The sequence below is a fragment of the Streptomyces sp. ActVer genome (genome assembly GCF_027270795.1).
GTDB classification, from domain to species: domain Bacteria; phylum Actinomycetota; class Actinomycetes; order Streptomycetales; family Streptomycetaceae; genus Streptomyces; species Streptomyces umbrinus_A.
The window spans coordinates 1-22,419 of the sequence record NZ_JAPWHT010000089.1 but is presented as its reverse complement, the minus strand read 5'-3'; the positions used below and the strand labels follow the sequence as shown (position 1 = coordinate 22,419).

The window sequence follows — 22,419 nt, the reverse complement described above, 5'->3', positions numbered from 1 at the left end:
AAAGGGGCGCCACCCTCCCAGTGGAAGGGATCCTCCACCCCCATACGAACGGCATCCCACCGAATCGACACCGACCGACACACCTGAGTGGCACCAGGACCGGCAGACACCGGAGCGACACCGACCGTCCGACGCCGGAGGGGCACCGCCTGTCCGAGAGCAGAGGGATTCCGGCAAACAGACGCCGGAGGGATCCCGACCGTCCGACGCCGGAGGGAGTCAGCCCTGAACGCCCCGCAGGGCCATCGCCACCGCGGCGTCGGTGATCACTCCGGGGTCCTCGGCCGCACCGATCTCGATCCTGCGCACGGCCGCGTCCACGATCCCCTGGAGGAGCATCGCGGCCATCCGGGGCTGCTCGTGCCCGATGTCCCGCAGCGCCTCCACGATCATCGCGACGAGTCCCCCGTGAGCCGCGCGGATCTTCTCGCGCGCACCCGCGTCGAGCTCGCTCGCGGAGATCGCCACGACGGCCCGGTGACGCCGGTCGCCGACGAGACCGAGCTGCTGGCGGACGTACGCCTCGACCTTGCCCTCGGGCGTCCCGGCCAGCGCCATCGCCGCCTCGACCTCGGCCGCCCATACCGGGAAGTCGACCTCGCAGAGCTCTTCGACGACGGCCGCCCGCGACCGGAAGTACTCGTACACGGAGGACCGCGCCAGACCCGTCCGCTCGGCCAGTGCCGGGAACGTCAGCGCCTCCGTCCCGCCCTCGGACAGCAGTGACCGTGCCGCGTCCAGCAGGGCGGCTCGCTGCATCGACCGGTGCTCGGCCACGGAGGCCGCTCGAATCCTTGGCACGCTCCCACTTTACGGATGCCCCGCCCAAGACGGGAGACTCTCGTCCGTCAGGGCTTGGTCCTTGGGTCCCCGGCCGAAAGAAGTCCCACTTCAGAGGCGTTGCCGAGGAAACGAGGTCAGCGTCCGAAGCTCGCCAGCTTGGCGCGGAGCTGGAGGACCGACTTGGTGTGGATCTGGCTGACCCGGCTCTCCGTCACACCGAGGACGTTGCCGATCTCGGCGAGCGTGAGTCCCTCGTAGTAGTAGAGCGTGACGACGGTCTTCTCGCGCTCGGGCAGCGTGTTGATGGCACGTGCCAGGAAGCGCCGCAGTTCCCGGTCCTCGGCGACCTCCACGGGGTTGTCGGCCGCGGTGTCCTCAAGGGTGTCCATCAGGCTCAGCCGGTCGCCGCCCTCACCGCCGACGTGCAGCAGCTCCTCCAGGGCGACCACGTTCGCCAGCGACAACTGACTGAACACCGCATGCAGTTCGTCGACCGGGATGCCCATCTCGCCGGCCACCTCGCACTCCGACGGCGTACGCCGCAGCCGTGCCTCCAGCGTCGCGTAGGCCCGCTCGACGTTGCGCGCCTTCTGCCGCACGGACCGCGGGATCCAGTCCAGCGCCCTCAGCTCGTCGATCATCGCGCCCCGGATCCGCGTGATCGCGTACGTCTCGAACTTGATCTCCCGCTCGATGTCGAACTTCTCGATGGCGTCGATCAGCCCGAACACACCCGACGAGACGAAGTCCGCCTGCTCCACGTTGGGCGGCAGGCCCACACTCACCCGGCCCGCGACGTACTTCACCAGGGGCGAGTAGTGCAGGATCAGCTGCTCGCGCAGTCGCTCGTCGCCCGTGGTCTTGTACGACCTCCACAGCTCGTCGAGCGTCGAGGGGGCTGGCGGCCGCACGCCGCCGCGGGCAGCGGGGGGAACAGCCGCCCGGTCAGACCCGGAGGTGTGCTGGGGCATTCGTCGCCTTGTGCCGTTCTGCCGTGAACTGGGGGTGCCTGAGTGAGCTGTCGGTCTGATGTCGAGTTGCCTGTCTGAGTCGGAATCCTTGTGAGCGTAGCGTGACTGGAGCGTCGCAGTGTGCGAAGGGCGAGGGATCCACCGTGCGCAGATACGTTCCGCTGGGCGCCCCTCAGGGGCACGACCGTCGCCGTGCGTAATCGCCGTGGAGCGCCAACTACGGGAACTGCCAAGGGTTTCGGGGTGTCGCCCGGACGGCCGAACACTCTCGGTCAGCATCGCCCCCGGTCCGTGTCGACGGAGATAGTGGCCTGGCGTGTCAACTTCCAGCCGTCGCCGTGTCGTTCGACGAACCCAAGTGAGCGGAGTTCGTACAGTCTCGCGACCGCGTCGTCCGCCGTCGTGCCGGCGCTCCTGGCGGTGTCCTGCGGCGATGCGGTCCCGTGGGCCGGCAGGGCGGCCAGCACCCGGGCGGCGGCGGGGTCCAGGAGGTCGCGCGGCAGCACAGGCCCACGCCGGTCCGGCGCCAGCTCGCCCATGTCACCGACCAGCTCCGCCACTTCCGCGGCGTCCGTGACCAGCGCCGCGTCCCCGCGCAGCAGTTCGTGCACCCCCGCCGAGAGCGCGCTGGTGGCCGGGCCGGGTACCCCTATCGCGTACCGGCCCAACCGCTGAGCGGCCCGCGCGGTGACCAGAGCGCCGCTCCGGTACGCCGCCTCGACGACCACCGTGCCGCGGGTCAACGCCGCGATGACTCTGTTGCGCAGGATGAACCTGCTCGGTGTCGGATGGTCGCCGGGCGGCAACTCTCCGACGACCAGTCCCTGTTCGGCGATGCGGGTGATCAGTTGTGTGTGCCCGGGCGGATAGGGCCGGTCCACCCCGCAGGCGAGTACGGCGACGGTGGCCCCGCCCGCGCCGAGCGCACCCCGGTGTGTCGCGCCGTCCACTCCGTAGGCACCCCCGGACACCACGACCCACCCCCGCTCGGCGAGCCCCGCGCCGAGTACGGACGCCATGTGCGCGCCGTACTCGGTGCAGGCCCGTGCGCCGACGACCGCGACCGAGCGCAGCGCCCATATCCGCAGGCTGGGCCGCCCTCGCACCCACAGACCGGTGGGCCGCGCGTCCCCGAGGTCGTCCAGCTGTGCGGGCCATTCGGCGTCCCCCGGGCACACGAACCGCGTCCCGGCGTCCCGAGCCACGGCGAGGTCCCGCTCCGGGTCCGCCCGCTCGGCCCGGGCCCTCAGCCCCGCCCATCGTTTGTCGGTGACACCCGCCAACTGCTGCCCGTCTCCGGTGAGCCGCCGGACCACCTCCGCGGCCCCGATCTCACGGAGCCACCGTCCGCAGACCTCGTCCCCCGGTTCGACGACGCGAGCGAGGAAGGCCCGGTGGAGCCGCGCGTCATCCCCGCCGTCCCTGCCATCCCCACTGTCCCTGAGATCTCTGCTGTCCCCTCCGCCACTGCTGTCCCTGCTGTCCCTGCTGTCCCCACTCATGACAGCGCTCCGATCGCCATGGGCACCCCCCGAGGAACCCCGGTGCGCAGTTGCAGGGCGAGGGCGACGTCCGTCGCGTCGGGCCGGTCGTGCCCCACCAGGTCCGCGACGGTCCAGGCGACGCGCAGGACACGGTCGAGACCGCGCGCGGTGAGCACGCCGCGCTCCAGACTGCGCTCGGCGTCGTCCATGGCTCCCGGCGAGGCGTACCAACGGCTGCGCAGCTCCCGCCCCGGCACTTCGCTGTTGGTCCGCCAGGGAGTGTCCGTCAGCCGCGCCGCGGCCCGGTCCCTGGCCGTCCGCACCCGGTCGGCGACCGTCTCGGTGGATTCGCCCCGCGCGCCCCGCTCCGTGAGTTCGGACCGGGTGACGCGGTCCACCTCGACCCTCAGATCGACCCGGTCGAGCAGCGGTCCGGAGAGCCGTGCCTGGTAGCGGCGGATCGCGGAGGACGGGCACTCGCACAGGCTGTCCCGCTGCGAGAAACGGCCGCAAGGACAGGGGTTCGCCGCGAGCACCATGAGGAACCGGGCCGGGAAGCGCACGACTCCGGCGCTGCGCGCGATCACCACGTGCCCCGATTCCAAGGGCTGGCGCAGGGCGTCGAGGGCGTGGCTGCTGAATTCTGGTGTCTCGTCGAGGAAGAGCACTCCCCGGTGGGAGAGCGACACCGCGCCCGGCCGTGCGATTCCCTGGCCGCCTCCGACGAGCGCCTGCATGGTCGCCGAGTGGTGCGGTGCGCAGTAGGGCGCGACGTCGACCAGGGGTTTTCCCGGTGGCAGCAGGCCCGCGACCGAGTGGACGGCCGTGACCTCCAGGGACTCGCCGCGGCTGAGCCTCGGCAGGATGGCCGGAAGTCGCTCGGCCAGCATCGTCTTGCCCGCCCCCGGTGGACCTTCCAGGAACAGGTGGTGTCCGCCGGCCGCGGCGACCTCCACCGCGGTCCGTGCCGAGTGCTGGCCGACGACGTCGGCGAGGTCGTGTCCGTGGTCGTGCTGCATGGCGCCCATGCTGTGCATGCCCGTGGCCGCGCCCGTACCCGGCATGCGCAGGCCCGCGAGCAGCGGGTCCGGGCGGCCCTGCTCGTCGGGCTCCTCGTCGGGCACCGGTTCGTCCGTGAGGACGGCGATCAGCTGCCGGAGGCTGCGGACGCCGAGCACGGACACCCCGGGCACCAGCGAGGCCTCGGCGGCGGCGCATTCCGGCACCACCACCTGTTCGTATCCCGCGTCCGCGGCGGCGAGCACGGCCGGCAGCACACCCCGGACGGGCCGGACCCGCCCGTCCAGGCCCAGTTCGCCGATCATCACGATGTCGGAGAGCACCCGTGGGTCGATGCGCTCGGAGGCTCCCAGCGCCGCACAGGCGATCGCCAGATCGAATCCGCTGCCGCTCTTGGGCACCGAGGCCGGGCTGAGGCCCACCGTGAGCTTCTTCTGCGGCCACTCGCCCCCGGAGTTGACCACGGCCGCCCGCACCCGGTCCTTGCTCTCCGTCAGGCTCTTGTCGGGCAGGCCGACCAGGGTGAACGCCGCGACCCCGGGCTCCAGGTCCGCCTGGACCTCGACGACGACGCCCTCCACTCCGACGAGGGCCACCGAGCACGTACGCGCGAATCCCATCAGGCCACCCCCCGCACGTGCTCCACGACGGCGGCGCCGCGATCGGGCAGCAGGACGCCGACGACGTCGATGCGGACGCCGCCGGGTGGGGCTCCTCCGTGTTCCTGCAGCCATCGCTCGGCGAGGCCGCGCAGCCGCTGCGCCTTGACGGGGGTGACGGCGGCCATCGGGTGCTCGAAGGTTCCCGTGCGGCGGGTCTTGACCTCGCAGACGACCAGCGCGTCGCCGTCCCGGGCCACGATGTCGATCTCGCCGACCCTGCCCGAGCGCCAGTTGCGCTGCAGGACCGTCATTCCCGACTCGGTCAGCCGCCGTGCGGCCAGGTCCTCGCCGTACTTCCCCAGTGCGTTGCGTGCCTTGGACGTCTTCATGTGGGCACCACCTCCGGCACCCACACTGAGCCCGCCGCGGCCCGCTATTGGATCTTGGTGGACGGCCACTCGGTTGTGGACAACTCAGTCACCCACACGAGTGGCCGTACCCACCTCCGGCCGCTCGGCGACCGTGATCCCTCAGCTGCTCGGCAGTTCGAGATCGCTCTTGTTGAGCTCCTCGATGTTCACGTCCTTGAATGTAAGGACGCGCACCTGCTTCACGAACCGAGCGGGCCGGTACATGTCCCACACCCAGGCATCCGCCATGGACACCTCGAAAAACACCTCACCCTGGACCGAGTGCACCTGCATCTCGTAGTCGTTGGTGAGGTAGAAGCGCCGTTCGGTCTCGATCACGTATTTGAACAGACCGACGACATCGCGGTACTCCCGGTAGAGCTTCAGCTCCATCTCGGTCTCGTACTTCTCGAGGTCCTCGGCGCTCATGGCATGTTCCCCTTCAGCCGTGCGTCCCCCTATTGTGCGCCAGCCCCGCGAGCCCCTAGACGATTTCCGTGTCGAGGGTCTCGGGACCGGCCGGGGGCCCTTCGTCGAGCAGCCTGCGCAGCAGCTCGGCGAGTCTGGTCGGATACACCGTCTCATGTGCCTGGTTAAGTTCCTGGCACGTCCACCAGCGCGCTCCGGCGACACTGCGCCGTTCCAGCTCGGTCAGTCCCGTGGCCTCGGGCACCACGTCTCGCGTATCCGCCGTCCTGGCCAGGTAGTACCACTCCTCCTGGTCCCAGCGGCGTCCCGCGAACGGGAACGAACAGGTCCGCCGCCACAGCACCGGGCCCAGCTCGACCTCGGTGATGCCGGTCTCCTCCACGAGTTCCCTGCGGGCGGCCTCTTCCCGCGTCTCGTCGCCCTCCACGCCGCCGCCCGGTGTGAACCACCAGTTGTCCGACGGGTCCTCGGGTTCGTGGCCGTGGAGCAGCAGGATGCGGTCCTGCGGGTCGAGCAGCACCACCCGGGCGACCTTCCGCAGCTCGCCGAGTTCATCGGGCCCGGGGACCGCCCGCTCGCCCGCGCTTCCGGGCCCGGGAACCGGCTGTCCGCCCCCGCTTCCGGACTCGGCGGCCGACGGCTCGCCCGCTCCCTGCGGCGCCTCAGCCTGCAAGGGCCTGCTCCCTCGTCCCCGTGCGGCTGCGCCGGCGCTCCGCCCGCTTGGCGATGGGACCGTACGCCCCGCCGCCGAGGACGAGTACCGCGCCGACCACGATCGCCGTGAGGACCAGGCGCAGGGGACCCGGCTCGGAGATGGCGCCGAGGGTCTCGAAGTTGGTGGGCCGGGCCAGCATGCCGTTCATGGGCCAGGCCACGGCGTCGACGCGGGCGTCCACCGCGCTGCGCGGCACCGTGCCGCTGCCGGCCTCCGTGAGGTGGGCGGTGGAGTCGAGAGAGCCGCTGCGCTCGTCGCCGAGCAGGAAGAGCCTGCCCTCGGGGACCTTGATGGCCGGGATCGTGGTTGCCTCGGCCGCGCTGCCCTTGGGGAGATACGGTTCGTCGATCTTCTTGCCGTTGACGGTCAGCTTGTTCTGCGTGCAGCAGGCGACGGTGTCCCCGCCCACCGCGACGACGCGCTTGACCATGGGCATGTTGCCCCAGCTGGCCTGCTTGAAGACGACGACGTCACCGCGCTCGACGTCGGAGCCGTCGATCCGCTCGGCGAGCACCCGGTCGCCGGCCGTGATGGTCGGCGACATCGAGTCGGTCGGCACGGTGTAGGGCTGGTAGACGACCGCGCCCCAGGCGAAGCCGCCGAGGAAGAGCACACAGCCGAGGGCCATGGCGAATCCCGACAGCTTGCTGCCGAGCCGTCCGTGGCCCTCGTCCGTACGACTTGTCCCGCTCATCCCAGTGCTCCCCCAACTCGGAGAACCGACCCCGCGGCCCAGGTGCGGGCCGCGGAGGATCGGCGATCTGGGACGGCACCCTACCCGGCGGTACCCGGCCCAGAAACCCTGGTGTTCCCGACGGTGAGACGGCGCCTGCGCCACAGCACCAGCGGCACCGCGCCCGCGAGCCCGAGCGCGCCCGGAGCGGCGGCGCTGAGGTTCTGGTCGAAGGTGTCCGGCACCGGCAGCGTCGACCAGCGGGTGGGCGGCCAGGCGACGACGATGGCGCGGCCCACGACGTTGTCCGCGGGCACGAAGCCCTTGTGCTTGTCCTGCTGGTGGTAACGGGAGTCCAGCGAGTTCTGCCGGTGGTCACCCATGACCCAGATTTTGCCTTCCGGCACCTTCACCTTGAACTGCCCGCCGAGGTCGTCCACGGTGCACGGCGTGTTCCCGGGGTACACGTAGGAAGTCTCGTTCAGCGCCTTGCCGTTGACCTTCAGCGGGCCGGTGCCCTTGCACTCGACCGTGTCGCCGGCGACGCCGATGACGCGCTTGATGAGGTCCTTCTCCTCGGCGGACGGCATCAGGCCGATCCAACTGAGGCCCTTCTGGATCGCGTTCGGGTTCGGGGTCGGCTCGCCCGCCAGCCACTTGGCGGGGTCGTGGAAGACGACGACCTCGCCACGCTCGGGCTCCGAGCCGAACCACGGGGTCAACTTGTCGACCAGGACGCGGTCACCCTGCTGAAGGGTGTTCTGCATCGAGTCCGAGGGGATCGAGAACGCCTGTACCAGGAAGGTCTTGATCAGCAGCGCGAGAACCAGCGCGATGCCGATGAGCAGCGGGAGTTCTTTCCAGAAGGACCGCGGTTTCTTCGGCTGCGGGGCGGACTCGTCGCCGTCCCACTCGCCCCTGCCTCCATCGTCACCGGAATCGCCTCCGGCCGTCACGTCGTCCTCTGCGGCCGGGGGGACCGACTCTTCGGGTCGTTCCGGTCGCTCCTCGGGGCCCTCGTGTCCGGACCGTGCGCCGACCGCCAAATCCCCCACATCCACTCCTCACTCCGTGCCGCCGCCTGCGACGGATGCGACGCAGGCCCACCACTCCCATAACGAGCGGGAGTTCCGCAGGGGTCGGGAGCGGGATCAATCCGTATCGATCCGCGGTGGCCACCCTATGCGACGCGCCGAGCACAACGCCCGCCCCACCGGGCGCGTCGGGCACGGAGGCGTACGTTTCCGGCTCGTTGAGCCGGCTCCAGTGACCGATGGGCCAGGCGATGACCATGGCGCGGCCCACGACGTCCTCGGAGATGGTGCCGTTGTACTTCTCGGTGCGGTGGTAGCGGGAGTCGGCGGAGTTGGAGCGGTGGTCGCCCATGACCCACAGGCGCCCCTCGGGGACCTTGACCTCGAAGTTGAGCGAGGAGGGTTTGTCGCCGGGGTTGATGTAGGGCTCGTTGAGCGGCATGCCGTTGACGGTCACGCGGCCCTGGGTGTCACAGCACTTGACGGTGTCGCCGCCGACCGCGACGACCCGCTTGATCAGGTCCCGTTCGTTGTCGGAGGGCAGCAGGCCGATGAAGGTCAGCACCTCCTTGACCTGCTTGACGACGATGGGGTCGTCCGCCTTCGACACCGGCTGTTCGTCCTCCAGCCATCCGCCGGGGTCCTTGAACACGACGACGTCGCCGCGCTCGGGCTTGGAGCCGAACCACGGCGTGAGCTTGTCGACCAGGACGCGGTCGCCGATCCGGATCGTCTGCTCCATGGAGCCCGACGGGATCACGAAGGCCTGGACGAGGAACGTCTTCAGGACGAGCGCTATGAGCAGGGCGACCCCTATCAGAAGGGGTATTTCCTTGATCGCCGAGCGCTGTCTGCGCCGCTTGACCCTGCGAGCGAGCTTGCGCCGCTCGGCGCGGCCGGGCAGGACGGGGCCGCCGGTACGCCGGCTACCGGTGGGCAGGAGGTCCTCGGCGGCGCTGCGGGCGCTGCGGGGCTTGCCGCGGTTACCCATGGACACCGTCCGCGGTGCTCGGCCCGCTCGCCGCCGGGGCGCTGCGTCCTGTGGCGGCGGGCACGCGCGCGTAGTCGTCGACGCGCTCCAGGCGGGTCCAGTGGCCGAGGGGCCAGGCGATCCAGTCGGCTCTGCCGATCACGTCGTCCACGGGGATCATGCCGCCGCCCGGGGAGCCCAGGTGGTCGCGGGAGTCGCTGGAGTCACCGCGGTGGTCACCGAGGACGAACAGAGTGCCGTCGGGCACCGCGACGTCGAAGGACACCTCTGACGGCTTGTCGCCCGGGAACAGAAACGACGACTCGTCGACCGACCGGCCGTTCACCTCGATCCTCCCCTGCCTGTCGCAGCAGACCACCTGGTCTCCCCCCACGCCGACGACACGCTTGATGTAGTCGGCGTCGCCGAAGTAACCGGTGCCGTCGAACACGACGACGTCACCGCGCCTCGGCTCAGCACCGAAACGGTACGCCAACTTATTTACGAGAACGCGGTCCCCGATCCTCAATCCGGGCTCCATCGAGCCACTGGGAATCTGGAACGGCTGGATTACGAAGCGGCTGAGCAGCAGAAGAAAAAACAGACAGAACAGCACGGTCAGGGTGATCCGGCCACCGGGCAGCCGGGCGGCGGCCCGGTCCACCAACGCGAAACGCGACCGTTCCTCCGTCCCCTCTGTGTCCGAGATCTCCTCGGATCCGGCGGGGTGGGAGGAGCGGTCGCGCTCCGTGTGCTGTGCTTCGGCGTCCATCGGGGCCAGATGCTATCCGGCCCTCATACGGAGCCCGGCGCGAGTGCTCAGTTGTCGCGCTTCTCCTTGATCTTCGCGGCCTTGCCGCGCAGGTCACGGAGGTAGTAGAGCTTCGCGCGACGCACGTCACCGCGGGTGACGAGCTCGATCTTCTCGACGATCGGGGTGTGCACCGGGAAGGTGCGCTCGACGCCGACGGAGAACGAGACCTTGCGGACCGTGAAGGTCTCGCGGACACCGGCGCCCTGGCGACGGATGACTACGCCCTTGAACTGCTGCACACGGGAGCGGTTGCCCTCGATGACGCGGACGTGGACGTTGACGGTGTCACCCGGGCGGAAGGCCGGGACGTCGCTGCGCAGCGACGCGGAGTCGACTGAGTCGAGCAGGTGAGACATGATCGTCTGCTTTCTTCGCCGATGCCACAGGTCATCAACGGAAGTCGGTGTTCAAAAAAGGGAGGCCGTGCGAGTCGGGGCGGGCGTCGTGTCCCCCTGTGGCAGGGGCGCACGCCGGACGACGTACAGCAGCCGCCTATTCTTCCACGGCCTCTGGCCTGCGCCAAAATCGGCCGTCGGGGCCGGGCTGCCAGCCGAGGATGGAGAGCATCTCGCGGTCCTTCTTGTCGAAGGCCGCAGGGTCGCAACGCTCGATGAGGTCCGGCCTGTTGGCCGTCGTGCGCTTCAGTGCCTCGTCCCGCCGCCAGCGGGCGATCTTCCCGTGGTGGCCGCTGAGCAGCACGTCCGGGATCCCGCGGCCGCGCCACTGGGGCGGCTTCGTGTAGACGGGCCCCTCCAGGAGGTTGGCCATGGCTCCGGGCGCGAAGGAGTCGTCCCGGTGCGACTCGGCGTTGCCGAGGACTCCGGGCAGCAGCCGGGCCACGGCCTCCGTGACGACGAGGACGGCCGCCTCTCCGCCGGCCAGCACGTAGTCGCCGATGGACACCTCGTAGACGGGCATACGGGTCGCGTACTCGTCGATGACGCGCCGGTCGATGCCCTCGTAGCGTGCGGGCGTGAAGACCAGCCAGGGGCGCTCGGAGAGCTCGACGGCCAGCTCCTGATCGAACGGACGCCCGCTGGGTGTGGGGACGACCAGGACGGGCCCGTGGGAGCCCGTCTCGTAGCCGTCCGAGAGGACGGAGTCCAGCGCGTCGCCCCAGGGGTCGGTCTTCATGACCATGCCGGGGCCGCCGCCGTACGGGGTGTCGTCGACCGTGTTGTGCCGGTCGTACGTCCACTGCCGAAGATCATGCACGTGCACATTCAGCTGTCCACGCGCGCGTGCCTTGCCGACGAGCGAGACGTTCAGGGGTTCCAGGTACTCGGGGAAGATCGTGAGGACGTCGAGCCGCATCACGCCTCGTCTCCCGCGGAGGTCTTTTCGGCATCCCCGGAGGAGGCGTTGTCGGCATCCCTGGAGGAGGCGATTTCCGCCCGGTCGTCGATCAGTCCGGGCGGCGGGTCGATGACCGCCCGCTGCTTCTCCAGGTCGATGTCGACGACGATCTCCTCGACGAACGGGATCAGCACCTCGGTCCCGTCGGCCCGCTCCACCACGAAGAGGTCCTGCGAGGGCAGGTGCGAGATCTCGGTGATCCGTCCGACCTCGGTGCCGTCCTCCAGGACGACGTCCAGGTCCATGAGCTGGTGGTCGTAGTACTCGTCCGGGTCCTCGGGTTTGTCGTCCGGGTCGATCTCGGCGATCAGCAGGGTGTTGCGCAGCGCCTCGGCGCCGTTGCGGTCGCGTACGCCCTCGAAGCGCAGCAGGAGGCGGCCGCTGTGCACCCGCCCCGTCTCGATGGTCAGCGGACCGGCCGTGGCGGGGTCCGTGGCCAGGACGGCGCCGGGCGCGAGCCGCAGCTCCGGCTCGTCGGTACGTACCTCGACGGTCACCTCGCCCTTGATGCCATGGGCGCGGCCCACCCGCGCGACTACCAACTGCACTTGCCTGATCTCCTGTCGTGTGGCTACGGCATTGCCGCGTAGACGACTACGGGCCGGGGACGGCCCAATGGCCCTCCCCGGCCCGAGCCGGTGCTGCGTTTTACGTCAGCGGACGTGGTCCACGTCGACGAGGTCGACACGGACGCCGCGGCCGCCGATGGCGCCCACGACGGTGCGCAGGGCGCGTGCGGTGCGGCCGTTGCGGCCGATCACCTTACCGAGGTCGTCGGGGTGCACCCGGACCTCGAGAACGCGTCCGCGACGCAGGTTGCGCGAGGCGACCTGCACATCGTCCGGGTTGTCGACGATGCCCTTCACGAGGTGCTCGAGAGCCTCCTCGAGCATGCTCAGGCCTCGGTCGACGCGGACTCGGCGGAAGCCTCGCCCTTCTTCTCAGCCTTCTTCTTCTGGGTGATGGCCTCACCCTTGCCCGTGTCGTCGCCGCCCAGGGCGTCGAACAGCGGGCGCGCGGCCTTCGGCTCGGCCACGAGCAGCGGCGCCGGGGCGGGCAGGCCCTTGTGCTTCTGCCAGTCGCCGGTCAGCTTGAGAATGGCGAGCACGGGCTCGGTCGGCTGCGCGCCGACACCCAGCCAGTACTGCGCACGCTCGGAGTCGACCTCGATGCGCGAGGGGTTCTGCACCGGGTGGTACAGACCGATCTCCTCGATGGCCCTGCCGTCACGGCGGGTACGGGAGTCGGCGACGACGATGCGGTAGTGAGGCGAACGGATCTTGCCCAGACGCTTCAGCTTGATCTTGACTGCCACTGGAGTGGTGTCTCCTGGTCTTGACGTGGTTGGGCACGACGAAATTGCCGCGTGGGGTTGCGGTACCCGAGTGCCCGATGGACGCGTCAGCCGGAGGAGAGAGGGGTCCTGTGCGGCTGTCGAGTACAGCTGGCCATTCTGCCACACCCTGACCGGGGCCTCGACCCGGGCAGCGCATGACCGGCCCGCGGCACGATCGGGCCCCACGCGGGTGTCGCCGTCGAGGTGGGCCGCTGCGCAATCCGGCACCCACGAGATGCCACTGCGCTCTCCCGCACACCCCGGCGGCACGACGGCCCGCCGCTACGACGACTGTCCGCTCACCCCGCTGCGGCGCCGACCACCTCCGGGATGCGGAACGGCTTCCCGCACCCTCCGCACACGATCGGCGCCTGGGCGAGGACCGACGGAACGACGCGGACGTTGCGCCCGCAGTCGCACACGGCCTTCACCCGCACGCCCCCTCCGGAGGAGCCGTGCCGGGCGGCCGGGCCCCGGAAGCTGCGGGCCGTGTCCGCGGCGGTCGCGACCGTGTGCGCCTTGAGGGCGCGCTGCAGCCGCTCGATCGTCGGGCGGTAGCGCCGCTTCGCCTCGGGGTTGAGCGTGACCAGCGAGAAGCCACTGCTGGGATGCGGCTCCTCGGGGTGGTCCAGGCCCAACTCCTCGGCGATCGCGAGGAATCTGCGGTTGTGGTACCGGCCGGCGCGGGAGGTGTCTCGGACACCTCGGGCGGCGGCGATGCCGTGGACTGCTTCGTGAAGCAGTCGTTCGAAGGAGAGCTCGTGCCCGCAGGCGGACGACGACTCTCCGATCAGGGACTCTGGCGCGGCAAGATCGGGCAGCTCGGTGTGGTGCCGCTGAATGTCGGCCCACGCCCCTGCCAGCTCTGCGGCGAGAACAGGTGGTGTCGTGCTCACGTAATGACAACGAGCCGGGGTGCCTCTGTGTTCCTATTCCGGGGCATCCCAAATAATTTGCACGTACCCGTCAGTTGCCGCTGATGCGTCCTGACGAGGGCGGGTGCGCTGATCTGCGGAGAAGCCTCACAGTTCACACCTAGCCGGTACGTAGTGACTCGTACGCCCCGGCCTGTAGACGGTGTCCGCGCGCCGGGGCACCTGCGGTCATCAGATGCGCAAGAGGCGTTTCGGTCCTTCTCGCGGCGGAATGCCGGGGCTCAGTAGGCGCGGGCCACGACGGCGACGTTACCGGGTGCGTCGTCGCTCCCGGGCACCGACCCGTCTTCCGCGACCAGACAGCGTACGGTCACCGCGTGCGCCGCGAGCTCGGCCTCGCCCTCTTCGCCCAGGGTGGCCCAGGGGATGCGCGCCCAGCCGCCGGCGACGGCGGCCTCGACGGCCTCCCCGATCGTCGACACCTCGGACGTCCGGGACTCCCGCCGCTCGCGCGACTGCGTCAGCAGCAGAGCCTGGTCCTCCTCGAGAACGGCGGGCAGCAGCCGTACGAGGGAGTCGATCACCACCGGTTCCTTTCCTCCGGGGATGCGGCGGGCCAGCATCGCGGTGCCGTTCTCCAGGTCACGGGGGCCGACCTCGATACGTACGGGCACGCCCTTGAGTTCCCAGTCGACGGCGCGGCGGCCGAACGGGACGTCCGTGCGGTCGTCGACCCGGACACGTACGCCCGCCGCCTTCAGCAGGTCGCCGATCTCGCGGACCTTGGCCAGAACCGCATCGTCGCCCTTGATGGCGAGGACCACGGCCTGTACGGGGGCGAGGCGCGGCGGCACCCGCAACCCACTGTCATCGCCGTGCGACATGATCAGGCCACCCACCATGCGGGTCGAGGACCCCCAGGAGGTCTGCCAGACGAGCTCCTCCCGGCCCTCCCTGGACAGGTACCGGGTGTTGAAGGCCTTCGCGAAGTTCTGGCCCAACTCGTGGCTGGTGCCCATCTGCAGGGCCTTGCCGTCACCCATCATCGCTTCGAGCGTGAGCGTGTTGACGGCCCCCGCGAACCGCTCACTCGGCGTCTTCCGCCCCAGCACCACGTCGATGCCCAGGACGTTCACCATGAAGTCGGCGTACACCTTCTCGTGGATGTGCGCGGCGTAGTCCCGGGCGTCCTCGTAGGTGGCGTGGGCCGTGTGTCCCTCCTGCCACAGGAATTCCGTCGTACGGAGGAACACGCGCGGGCGCATCTCCCAACGGACCACGTTCGCCCACTGGTTGATCAGCAGCGGGAGGTCGCGGTAGCTCTGCACCCACTTGGAGAAGTAGTCGTTGACGATCGTCTCGGAGGTGGGGCGGACGACGACCGGCTCCTCCAGCTCCTTGCCGCCGGCGTGCGTCACGACGGCGAGCTCGGGCGCGAAGCCCTCGACGTGCTCGGCCTCTTTGGTCAGGTACGACTGCGGGATGAAGAGCGGGAAGTACGCGTTCTGGGCACCCGCCTCCTTGATCCGGGCGTCCATCTCCTGCTGCATCCGCTCCCACAGCCCGTAGCCGTACGGCCGGATGACCATCGTGCCGCGCACCGGACCGTTGTCGGCCAGCTCGGCCTTGCTGATCAGGTCCTGGTACCAGCGCGGGAAATCGTCCGCCCGAGGCGTAAGAACAGGTGCCTTTGCCATGGCGCGATGGTACGGGCACATGTTGCCGGTATGTGAATTTTTACGGCGCGCGCCGGTGGCACGCAAACCGGGCTCCGTAACCCCTGGACGCCACGACGAGCGCGGAGTTTCCTGGCATACGGGGGGAGTGCGCGCGCACTGCACGGGGGCGGAGAAACGGGGCACAAGAAGCAACTCTCGGCGGATTGGGGCGCTTTCGATGACACCTACGCTCGTGCGGCATCACCAACCTCACGCGGGGACTGTGCCCCGGGTGGACCCGTGGGCACGCGCGCGTGACTGGGCCGAGATTCAGGAGCGGATGCTCGTCCCGCTCTACGAGGCCGTGTACCAGCGGCTCGAAGTGGGCTCTGCCACCAGGTTGTTGGGGCTCGGCTGCGGATCGGGTCTCGCGCTGCTCATGGCTGCCTCCCGCGGCGCCGGGGTCACCGGTGTCGATGCCGGCGCGCCCGAGCGGCTGGCTCTCGCGCGGGAGCGGTTACTGCCCCAGGCGTGGGGCACGCGTGCGCGTGCCGGGACTCGGCTGGTCGACGGTGAGCCGGCGGACCTCGCGTCCGACGCGGGTGGCCCGGGGCCGTCCGCGTACAACCTGGTGACGGCCTTCGAGCCGATCGGGTGTGCGGGCGGGGACTCCGAAGGGCTGGGCGAGTTGCTGGCGGGGGCGCGTCCGCTTGTGGGGCGGGGGGTTCCTGTGGTGATCGCGGGGTGGGGGCCGCCGGAGCGGTGCGCTACCGCCTCGGTACTGCGGGTCGCCACCAAGCTGGCGGATCCGCTTCGGGGGGCGGGGAGTTGGCGGCCCGCCCTTCGGGACGATCTGGAGGAGGTCGCCCAGCGTGCCGGGCTTCGGCCCGACGGGTCGGGGCGGGTTGCCTGTCCCTTCGGGTACGCCGATGTGGACAACGCGGTACGGGGGCTGGTCTCCACGGGGCTGTTCGACGCTGCCGTCGCCGCCACGGATCAGGCCCAGGTCGACAAGGAGCTCCGCGAGGCCCTGCATCCGCACAAGCGCCGTGACGGGACGGTATGGATGCCGAACATCTTCCGCTACCTGATCGCCCGCACACCCTGACCCGGATTTCCCTCGCCCCCGCCGCCCCTACCCGTCCCATCCCCGGGGGCTCCGCCCCCGGACCCCCCGCATCGCGCTCCGCGCTCGTCCTCAAACGCCGGACGGGCTGGGTGGGGGGCTAGCGCGGGGCGGGTGGCTGAGCAGATGGGTTGACCGCAGGCGGGTGGATGATCGGCCTGAACAGCCTCGTCCTCAAACGCCGGACAGGCTGGAAGCCGGGGCGCAGCCCCGCCTTCCAGGGGCGCGGGGAACTGCGCGACCAGCCACAGGCGACCCGCACTCAACACCAAGCAGCCAGTCCTCCAGCGCCTCCGGCGTTTGAGGAGCGGGGGTTCGGGGGCGGAGCCCCTGAGGCAGGGACGATGGGGGTCCCCCCGCTCGAGCGAAGCCGAGAGTGGGGGAGGGTAGGGGCGGCGGGGGCGAGGAAAGTGGGACTCAGTCGTCCTTCGTCAGGCGGGTGACCCCCGCCACTCGGTACGCGTCCGTCTCCTCCAGCGTCTCGTTCTCCAGGAGCGCCGCCGCGAGGGCGTCGAGCTGGGGCCGATGGACGCGGAGCTTGCCACACGCCTCCTCGTAGCACTCGTCCACGATCCGCCGCATCTCGTGCTCGATCGTGTCGAGGGTCTCCGGCGCGGCAGAGAGCCCGTACGCCTGCTGGGCGTCACCGGGAAGCGCGGAGAGACGGCCGACCCGTTCGCTCATGCCCCAGCGCGCGACCATGCCCCGGGCGATGTTGGTGACCTGCTCCAGATCGTTCTCGGCACCGGTCGTGACCACGTCGAAGACGACATGTTCCGCCGCCATGCCACCCAGCGCCCCGATGATCCGCCCGCGCAGATACTCCTCCGTGTACGCGTACCGATCGGCGTCAGGTGTGGACAGCGTGACCCCCAGCGCCCGCCCGCGCGGCACGATGGTGACCTTGCGGACCGGATCGGCGCCCGGCTGCAGCATGCCGAGGAGCGCGTGCCCGCTCTCGTGGTAGGCGGTGCGCCGCCGCTCCTCCTCGGGCATCACCAGCGGCCGCTCCGCACCCAGCTGCACCTTCTCCAGCGCCTCGGAGAGGTCGCTCCGGGTGACCTGGGACTGCTTGCGCTTCACCGCCAGCAGCGCCCCCTCGTTCGCCAGGTTGGCCAGCTCCGCACCGGTCATGCCCGGCGTCGTACGGGCGATCTGGCCGAGGTCGACGTCCGGCGCGAGCGGGATCTCCCTGGTGTGGATCTCCAGGATCGCCTCGCGGCCGGCACGGTCGGGAGGCGAGACGTTGACGACCCGGTCGAAGCGGCCGGGCCGGGTCAGCGCGGGGTCCAGGACGTCGGCCCGGTTGGTCGCCGCGATGACGATCACGCCCTCGGAGCCGGAGAAGCCGTCCATCTCGGTGAGGATCTGGTTCAGCGTCTGCTCGCGCTCGTCATGGCCGCCCATGCCGGAACCGGCGCCCCGCGCCCGCCCGATGGTGTCGATCTCGTCGATGAAGATGATCGAAGGAGCCACCTTGCGGGCCTCCGCGAACAGCTCCCGCACGCGCGAGGCGCCGACGCCCACGATCATCTCGATGAACTCCGAGGCGGAGGCCGAGAAGAACGGCACGCCCGCCTCGCCCGCGACCGCCCGCGCGAGCAGCGTCTTGCCCGTGCCGGGCGCACCCGCGAGCAGCACCCCGCGCGGCATCTTCGCGCCCATCCTGCGGTAGGCGTCCGGGTTCTTCAGGAAGTCGACCACGTCGTTGAGCTCGCCCTCGACCTCGTCGATACCGGCCACGTCCGCGAACGTCGTGCGCGGGGCGCCGGGCTGCAGTTCGACCGGCTTGGGCGGCGCCTTGCGGCCGAGCATGCCGCCGGCGCCGCCGAGGCCTGTCCTCATCCGCCGGGCGATGAAGATCCACAGGACGACGAGCAGCAGCATCGGTGCCAGCGAGATCAGCAGGTTCGACAGGAGGCTGCGCTGCTGGACCACCGGCTCGGCCGTCACGGTCACGTCGTGCTTGTCCAGCTGTTCCCAGAGCTGGTCGTCGGCGAAGACCGGGCGCTGGGTCTTGAACTTGGTGTACTTCCCGTCGTCCCCGGGGTTGTCCTGCGCCTTCTTGAGCTGACCCTGGATGGCGTCGCCCTTGGAGTAGATCTTGGTGACGTTGCCGTCGTCGACCTGCCTGCTGAACTCCGTGTACGAGATCGTCGGTTCGTCGCCCTCGTTGAAGAAGGACAGCCCGAGGTAGGCGACGAGGAAGACGACCAGGGCGGTGAGGGCCAGGCCCCACCAGCCGCCGCGCATCCGCCTCCCGCCACCGGGCGACGGCTTCGGCGACTCCTCCTCCGGAGTGCCCTCGGAGCGCCATGGCCGGTCGGGGGCCTTGCGCGGCGGCACAGGGTTGCTCATATCCGGACGTTACGACACGAAGGCCGCCCCAGCATGCGCGCAGAGGGCCGGCAGCGACCCCCGAGGCCCGAAGCCTGACGCCCGGCACCCGGCACCCGGCACCCGGCACCCGCACGAACGAGGCTGGGGGCGCCCTCCCAAAGAAGGGCGCCCCCAGCCTCGTACCGAAAAGTCGTCAGCCCATGAACTTCTTGAACTCGTCCGGGAGCTCGAAGTCCTGCGGCTGCTGGCCGCCCGGGAGGCCGAAGGCGCCGCCGGCCTGGCCCGCGGCCTCGCGGCGTGCGGCGGCCTCTTCCTCCTGTTGCTTGCGCTTCATCGGGTTGCCGGAGCGCTGCTTGCCCTTGGCCTTCTTGGGCTGCTTCTTCGCGCGACCGGGGCCGCCACCCATGCCCGGCATCCCGGGCATTCCCGGCATGCCGCCGCCCTGGGCCATACGGGACATCATCTTGCGGGCCTCGAAGAACCGCTCGACCAATCCCTTGACCGCGCTGACCTCGACACCGGAACCCTTGGCGATACGGGCACGGCGCGAGCCGTTGATGATCGTCGGCTCCTGGCGCTCGCCCGGGGTCATCGACTTGATGATGGCGGCCGTGCGGTCGACGTCGCGCTCGTCGAGGTTGTTGATCTGGTCCTTGATCTGACCCATGCCGGGGAGCATGCCGAGCAGCTTGGAGATGGAGCCCATCTTCCTGACCTGCTCCATCTGGGCCAGGAAGTCGTCGAGCGTGAAGTCCTGGCCCTTCTTGGAGGCCAGCTTCTCGGCCATCTGCTCGGCCTCTTGCTGCGAGAAGGTCTGCTCGGCCTTCTCGATCAGCGTGAGCATGTCGCCCATGCCGAGGATGCGGGACGCCATGCGGTCCGGGTGGAACGCGTCGAAGTCGTCCAGCTTCTCGCCGTTCGAGGCGAACATGACCTGGCGGCCGGTGACGTGCGCGATGGAGAGCGCGGCACCACCACGGGCGTCGCCGTCGAGCTTCGAGAGCACCACGCCGTCGAAGCCGACGCCGTCACGGAAGGCCTCGGCGGTGTTGACCGCGTCCTGACCGACCATCGCGTCGACGACGAAGAGGATCTCGTCCGGCGAGACGGCGTCGCGGATGTCCGCGGCCTGCTGCATCAGTTCCTGGTCGATGCCGAGGCGGCCGGCGGTGTCGACGATGACGACGTCGTGCTGCTTCTGCTTCGCGTACTCGATGGAGTCCTTGGCGACCTGGACAGGGTCGCCGACGCCGTTGCCCGGCTGGGGGGCGTAGACGCCGACCCCGGCGCGCTCGGCGACGACGCTCAGCTGGGTCACCGCGTTCGGGCGCTGGAGGTCGCACGCGACCAGCAGCGGGGCGTGCCCCTGGCCCTGGAGCCACTTGCCGAGCTTTCCGGCGAGCGTGGTCTTACCGGCACCCTGCAGACCCGCGAGCATGATCACGGTCGGCGGCTGCTTGGCGAAGCGCAGCCGACGGGTCTCGCCGCCGAGGATGCCGACGAGCTCCTCGTTGACGATCTTGATGACCTGCTGGGCGGGGTTCAGTGCCTGCGACACCTCGGCCCCGAGGGCCCTCTCCTTGACCTGCTTGATGAAGGCCCGCACGACCGGCAGCGCGACATCCGCTTCCAGCAGGGCGATACGGATCTCGCGCGCGGTGGCGTCGATGTCCGCCTCGGACAGGCGCCCCTTGCCGCGAAGGTTCTTGAATGTCGCTGCGAGGCGATCGGAGAGAGTGTCGAACACGGCGGTCGCGAATCCTCAAGTAGGGGGCAGGGGGGCAGGTCCGCCCTCCAGGGTATCTGCCCGCGCCAGGAAGGGTCTCCACCCCGTCACAGGGTTCCGCCCTCGGAGCCCCGACAGGGGCGCGGGGCTGTGACATCGTGCGGCTCCGCCGCGTGGGCGCGACCAGCCACGGCCGGCCCGCAGCCGTCGAACAACCCGCCAACGGAACACTCACTCCCGCAACGTGTCCTCCAGCGCCCGGGCAACCGAAGCCGCCTGCTCCCCGGGCAACGGTGCTCCCTCAGCCCCAGTCACATAGAACGCGTCCACCGCATTCGCCCCCAGCGTGGACACGTGCGCACTACGGACCCGCACCTGCGCCTCCTCCAGCGCCCGACCGATCCGGTGCAGCAGCCCAGGCGCGTCATGCGCACGCACCTCGATGACCGTGGCGAGCCGGGACGCGGCGGCGGCCACGGACACCCGGGCCGGCGGCGCCACGATGCCCCGCCGACGCGGATACGCGGCGTCGCGCTCGGCGAGGCGCCCCGCGATGTCGAGGGACCCGTCGAGGGCACGTACGAGATCGGCGCGCAGGCGGGCGGCCTGCGGCAGCGAGCCGTACTCGGCGGCGACCCGCCAGTCGAGGAGCAGGACGGAGCCGGAGACGCCGTCGGGCAGGTCCAGCGCCCGCAGCTCCGCCGTCCGCACGGTGAGCCGGTGCATGGCGAGGACGCCCGCGACGGCCGGCAGGACGCCTGCCTGGTCCGGTACCGCGATGAGCAGTTCCACACCGAGGGGCTCCGGGTCGCCGGACGGCTCCTCGGTGAGCGGCTCGGTCGGCGGTTCGGTCTGGGCGCGCAGCGCGAGCACGGGTCCGCCGGTGCGGGCCGCCTCGATGGCGAGCCGCTCCTGCCCGGCGGTGGGCGCGGCGGCCTCCGGCTCCTCGGGGGTGTCCCCGGCGAGCACGGCGGCGACCCGCTTGACCAGGTCGGCGACGAGGGAGGCGCGCCACGAGGACCAGGCGGCGGGCCCGGTGGCCAGCGCGTCCGCCTCGGTCAGCGCGTGCAGCAGTTCCAGCGTGCCCTGCGAGCCGACCGCCTCGGCGACCGAGCGCACGGTCGCCGGGTCCTCCAGGTCACGCCGGGTCGCCGTCTCGACGAGCAGCAGGTGATGGCGTACGAGGGTGGCGAGCACGGCCACGTCCGAGCGGTCGAAGCCGATCCGGGCGGCCACGTCCCGCGCGATGATCTCGCCGGCCACGGAGTGGTCGCCGGGCCAGCCCTTGCCGATGTCGTGCAGCAGGGCGGAGACCAGCAGCAGGTCGGGGCGGTGGACGCGGCGGGTGAACTCCGCGGCGCGGACGGCCGTCTCGATCAGGTGGCGGTCGACGGTCCAGATGTGGACGGCGTTGCGCTGCGGGCGGCAGCGGACGCGCTCCCAGTCGGGCAGCAGCCGGGTGATCAGGCCTTCCGCCTCCAGGGCCTCCCAGACCTCGATGGTCGAGGGGCCCGAGCCGAGCAGCGTGACGAGCTGCTCGCGGGCCTCGGCGGGCCAGGGCGTGGGCAGCGGGCGGACCCCGGCGGCCATGCGGCGCACGGCGTGCAGGGAGAGGGGCAGGCCCGCCTGGGCGGCCGCGGCGGCGGCACGCAAGGGAAGTACGGGGTCGCGGTCGGGGCGGGCGGCGCGGGCGAGGACGACCTCGCCGTCCTGCTCGACGACGCCCTCGGCCAGCGGTGAGCGCTCGGCGGTCGGTTTGCCGCCGCCCAGCGCCCTCCCGTCGCCCACCACCGCCCTTCTGAGGAAGTCGCTTCGCTCCCTTGCCAGTTTGCGCAGTCGCGGACGGACGGCGCGCGACCGCAGCACGCGCCCCACCTCGCGCCAGGTGACATCACTGGCGTACGAGACGACGCGGGCGGCCTCGTACACCTGGCGCAGGAGTGTGTCGGCGTCGAGCAGGCCGAGTTCGGCGGCGACCTGGTCCTGCTCCTGGAGGGAGAGGCGGTCGGTGGCGCGGCCGGTGGCGAGGTGCAGGGCGTCACGGACGTCCAGGAGGCGCCTGCGGGCGTCGGAGAGGCCCTCGCGCGGGGCGTCGGC

The 22,419-nt window shown here is 70.7% G+C and carries 22 protein-coding genes; 1 reads left to right on the top strand and 21 read right to left on the bottom strand.

The genetic code is table 11. From position 1 onward, the window contains the following. Window positions 1-219: 219 nt before the first annotated feature. The 18 genes from O3Q52_RS16920 to proS form a co-directional block, all read right to left on the bottom strand. Entirely contained in the window at window positions 220-777 is a 558-nt protein-coding gene (locus O3Q52_RS16920; RefSeq protein WP_200401489.1) for a TetR/AcrR family transcriptional regulator, read from the bottom strand. A gap of 140 nt (window positions 778-917) precedes the next feature. After that, the gene (gene whiG / locus O3Q52_RS16915) at window positions 918-1,754 is read right to left on the bottom strand and encodes an RNA polymerase sigma factor WhiG (protein ID WP_269649606.1); all 837 of its coding nucleotides are present in this window, start codon (window positions 1,752-1,754) and stop codon (window positions 918-920) included. 272 nt (window positions 1,755-2,026) lie between these two features. Next, the gene (dprA, locus tag O3Q52_RS16910; RefSeq protein WP_269649605.1) at window positions 2,027-3,256 is read right to left on the bottom strand and encodes a DNA-processing protein DprA; all 1,230 of its coding nucleotides are present in this window, start codon (window positions 3,254-3,256) and stop codon (window positions 2,027-2,029) included. Further along, window positions 3,253-4,878: a YifB family Mg chelatase-like AAA ATPase gene (locus O3Q52_RS16905; protein WP_269649604.1), complete on the bottom strand. Its 1,626-nt coding sequence runs from the start codon at window positions 4,876-4,878 to the stop codon at window positions 3,253-3,255. The genes dprA and O3Q52_RS16905 overlap by 4 nt, the downstream gene beginning before the upstream one ends. Beyond that, window positions 4,878-5,249: a YraN family protein gene (locus O3Q52_RS16900; RefSeq protein WP_269649603.1), complete on the bottom strand. Its 372-nt coding sequence runs from the start codon at window positions 5,247-5,249 to the stop codon at window positions 4,878-4,880. The genes O3Q52_RS16905 and O3Q52_RS16900 overlap by 1 nt, the downstream gene beginning before the upstream one ends. Window positions 5,250-5,390: 141 nt before the next feature. Further along, on the bottom strand, window positions 5,391-5,699 hold the full coding sequence (locus tag O3Q52_RS16895; protein ID WP_055510545.1) for a DUF2469 domain-containing protein: 309 nt from the start codon (window positions 5,697-5,699) through the stop codon (window positions 5,391-5,393). A 55-nt stretch (window positions 5,700-5,754) separates the two neighbouring features. After that, entirely contained in the window at window positions 5,755-6,240 is a 486-nt protein-coding gene (locus O3Q52_RS16890; protein ID WP_269649613.1) for an NUDIX hydrolase, read from the bottom strand. Between the two features lie 121 nt (window positions 6,241-6,361). After that, on the bottom strand, window positions 6,362-7,108 hold the full coding sequence (gene lepB, locus O3Q52_RS16885) for a signal peptidase I (protein WP_269649602.1): 747 nt from the start codon (window positions 7,106-7,108) through the stop codon (window positions 6,362-6,364). An 80-nt stretch (window positions 7,109-7,188) separates the two neighbouring features. Further along, window positions 7,189-8,133, bottom strand: a complete 945-nt coding sequence (gene lepB, locus O3Q52_RS16880; RefSeq protein ID WP_269649612.1) for a signal peptidase I — start codon at window positions 8,131-8,133, stop codon at window positions 7,189-7,191. Next, window positions 8,018-9,112 carry a signal peptidase I gene (gene lepB, locus O3Q52_RS16875; RefSeq protein ID WP_269649601.1) on the bottom strand — a complete coding sequence of 365 codons (1,095 nt, stop codon included), beginning with the start codon at window positions 9,110-9,112 and terminating at the stop codon, window positions 8,018-8,020. The genes lepB (O3Q52_RS16880) and lepB (O3Q52_RS16875) overlap by 116 nt, the downstream gene beginning before the upstream one ends. Beyond that, complete coding sequence (gene lepB, locus O3Q52_RS16870; RefSeq protein WP_269649600.1) at window positions 9,105-9,863, bottom strand: signal peptidase I; 759 nt, start codon at window positions 9,861-9,863, stop codon at window positions 9,105-9,107. The genes lepB (O3Q52_RS16875) and lepB (O3Q52_RS16870) overlap by 8 nt, the downstream gene beginning before the upstream one ends. 47 nt (window positions 9,864-9,910) lie before the next feature. After that, entirely contained in the window at window positions 9,911-10,261 is a 351-nt protein-coding gene (gene rplS / locus O3Q52_RS16865) for a 50S ribosomal protein L19 (protein WP_067026952.1), read from the bottom strand. Between the two features lie 136 nt (window positions 10,262-10,397). Further along, window positions 10,398-11,219: a tRNA (guanosine(37)-N1)-methyltransferase TrmD gene (trmD, locus tag O3Q52_RS16860; protein WP_269649611.1), complete on the bottom strand. Its 822-nt coding sequence runs from the start codon at window positions 11,217-11,219 to the stop codon at window positions 10,398-10,400. Further along, complete coding sequence (rimM, locus tag O3Q52_RS16855) at window positions 11,219-11,809, bottom strand: ribosome maturation factor RimM (RefSeq protein ID WP_269649599.1); 591 nt, start codon at window positions 11,807-11,809, stop codon at window positions 11,219-11,221. The genes trmD and rimM overlap by 1 nt, the downstream gene beginning before the upstream one ends. Before the next feature lie 105 nt (window positions 11,810-11,914). Continuing rightward, window positions 11,915-12,154 carry an RNA-binding protein gene (locus O3Q52_RS16850; protein WP_003973401.1) on the bottom strand — a complete coding sequence of 80 codons (240 nt, stop codon included), beginning with the start codon at window positions 12,152-12,154 and terminating at the stop codon, window positions 11,915-11,917. A gap of 2 nt (window positions 12,155-12,156) precedes the next feature. Beyond that, complete coding sequence (rpsP, locus tag O3Q52_RS16845; protein ID WP_269649598.1) at window positions 12,157-12,576, bottom strand: 30S ribosomal protein S16; 420 nt, start codon at window positions 12,574-12,576, stop codon at window positions 12,157-12,159. Between the two features lie 320 nt (window positions 12,577-12,896). Next, the gene (locus tag O3Q52_RS16840) at window positions 12,897-13,493 is read right to left on the bottom strand and encodes a hypothetical protein (RefSeq protein WP_269649597.1); all 597 of its coding nucleotides are present in this window, start codon (window positions 13,491-13,493) and stop codon (window positions 12,897-12,899) included. 260 nt (window positions 13,494-13,753) lie between these two features. Then, window positions 13,754-15,169: a proline--tRNA ligase gene (proS, locus tag O3Q52_RS16835; protein WP_269649596.1), complete on the bottom strand. Its 1,416-nt coding sequence runs from the start codon at window positions 15,167-15,169 to the stop codon at window positions 13,754-13,756. Between the two features lie 199 nt (window positions 15,170-15,368). On the opposite strand from proS, the gene O3Q52_RS16830 reads away from it, so the two are divergent. Further along, the gene (locus O3Q52_RS16830) at window positions 15,369-16,238 is read left to right on the top strand and encodes an SAM-dependent methyltransferase (RefSeq protein ID WP_269649595.1); all 870 of its coding nucleotides are present in this window, start codon (window positions 15,369-15,371) and stop codon (window positions 16,236-16,238) included. A 435-nt stretch (window positions 16,239-16,673) separates the two neighbouring features. Here O3Q52_RS16830 and ftsH read toward each other — a convergent pair whose 3' ends face one another. From ftsH to O3Q52_RS16815, 3 genes are all read right to left on the bottom strand, one after another. After that, window positions 16,674-18,614, bottom strand: a complete 1,941-nt coding sequence (gene ftsH / locus O3Q52_RS16825) for an ATP-dependent zinc metalloprotease FtsH (protein WP_269649594.1) — start codon at window positions 18,612-18,614, stop codon at window positions 16,674-16,676. Window positions 18,615-18,789: 175 nt separating this feature from the next. Beyond that, entirely contained in the window at window positions 18,790-20,343 is a 1,554-nt protein-coding gene (gene ffh / locus O3Q52_RS16820; RefSeq protein WP_269649593.1) for a signal recognition particle protein, read from the bottom strand. A gap of 210 nt (window positions 20,344-20,553) precedes the next feature. Then, a partial coding sequence (locus O3Q52_RS16815) for a [protein-PII] uridylyltransferase (protein ID WP_269649592.1) occupies window positions 20,554-22,419 on the bottom strand: 1,866 nt, incomplete at its 5' end.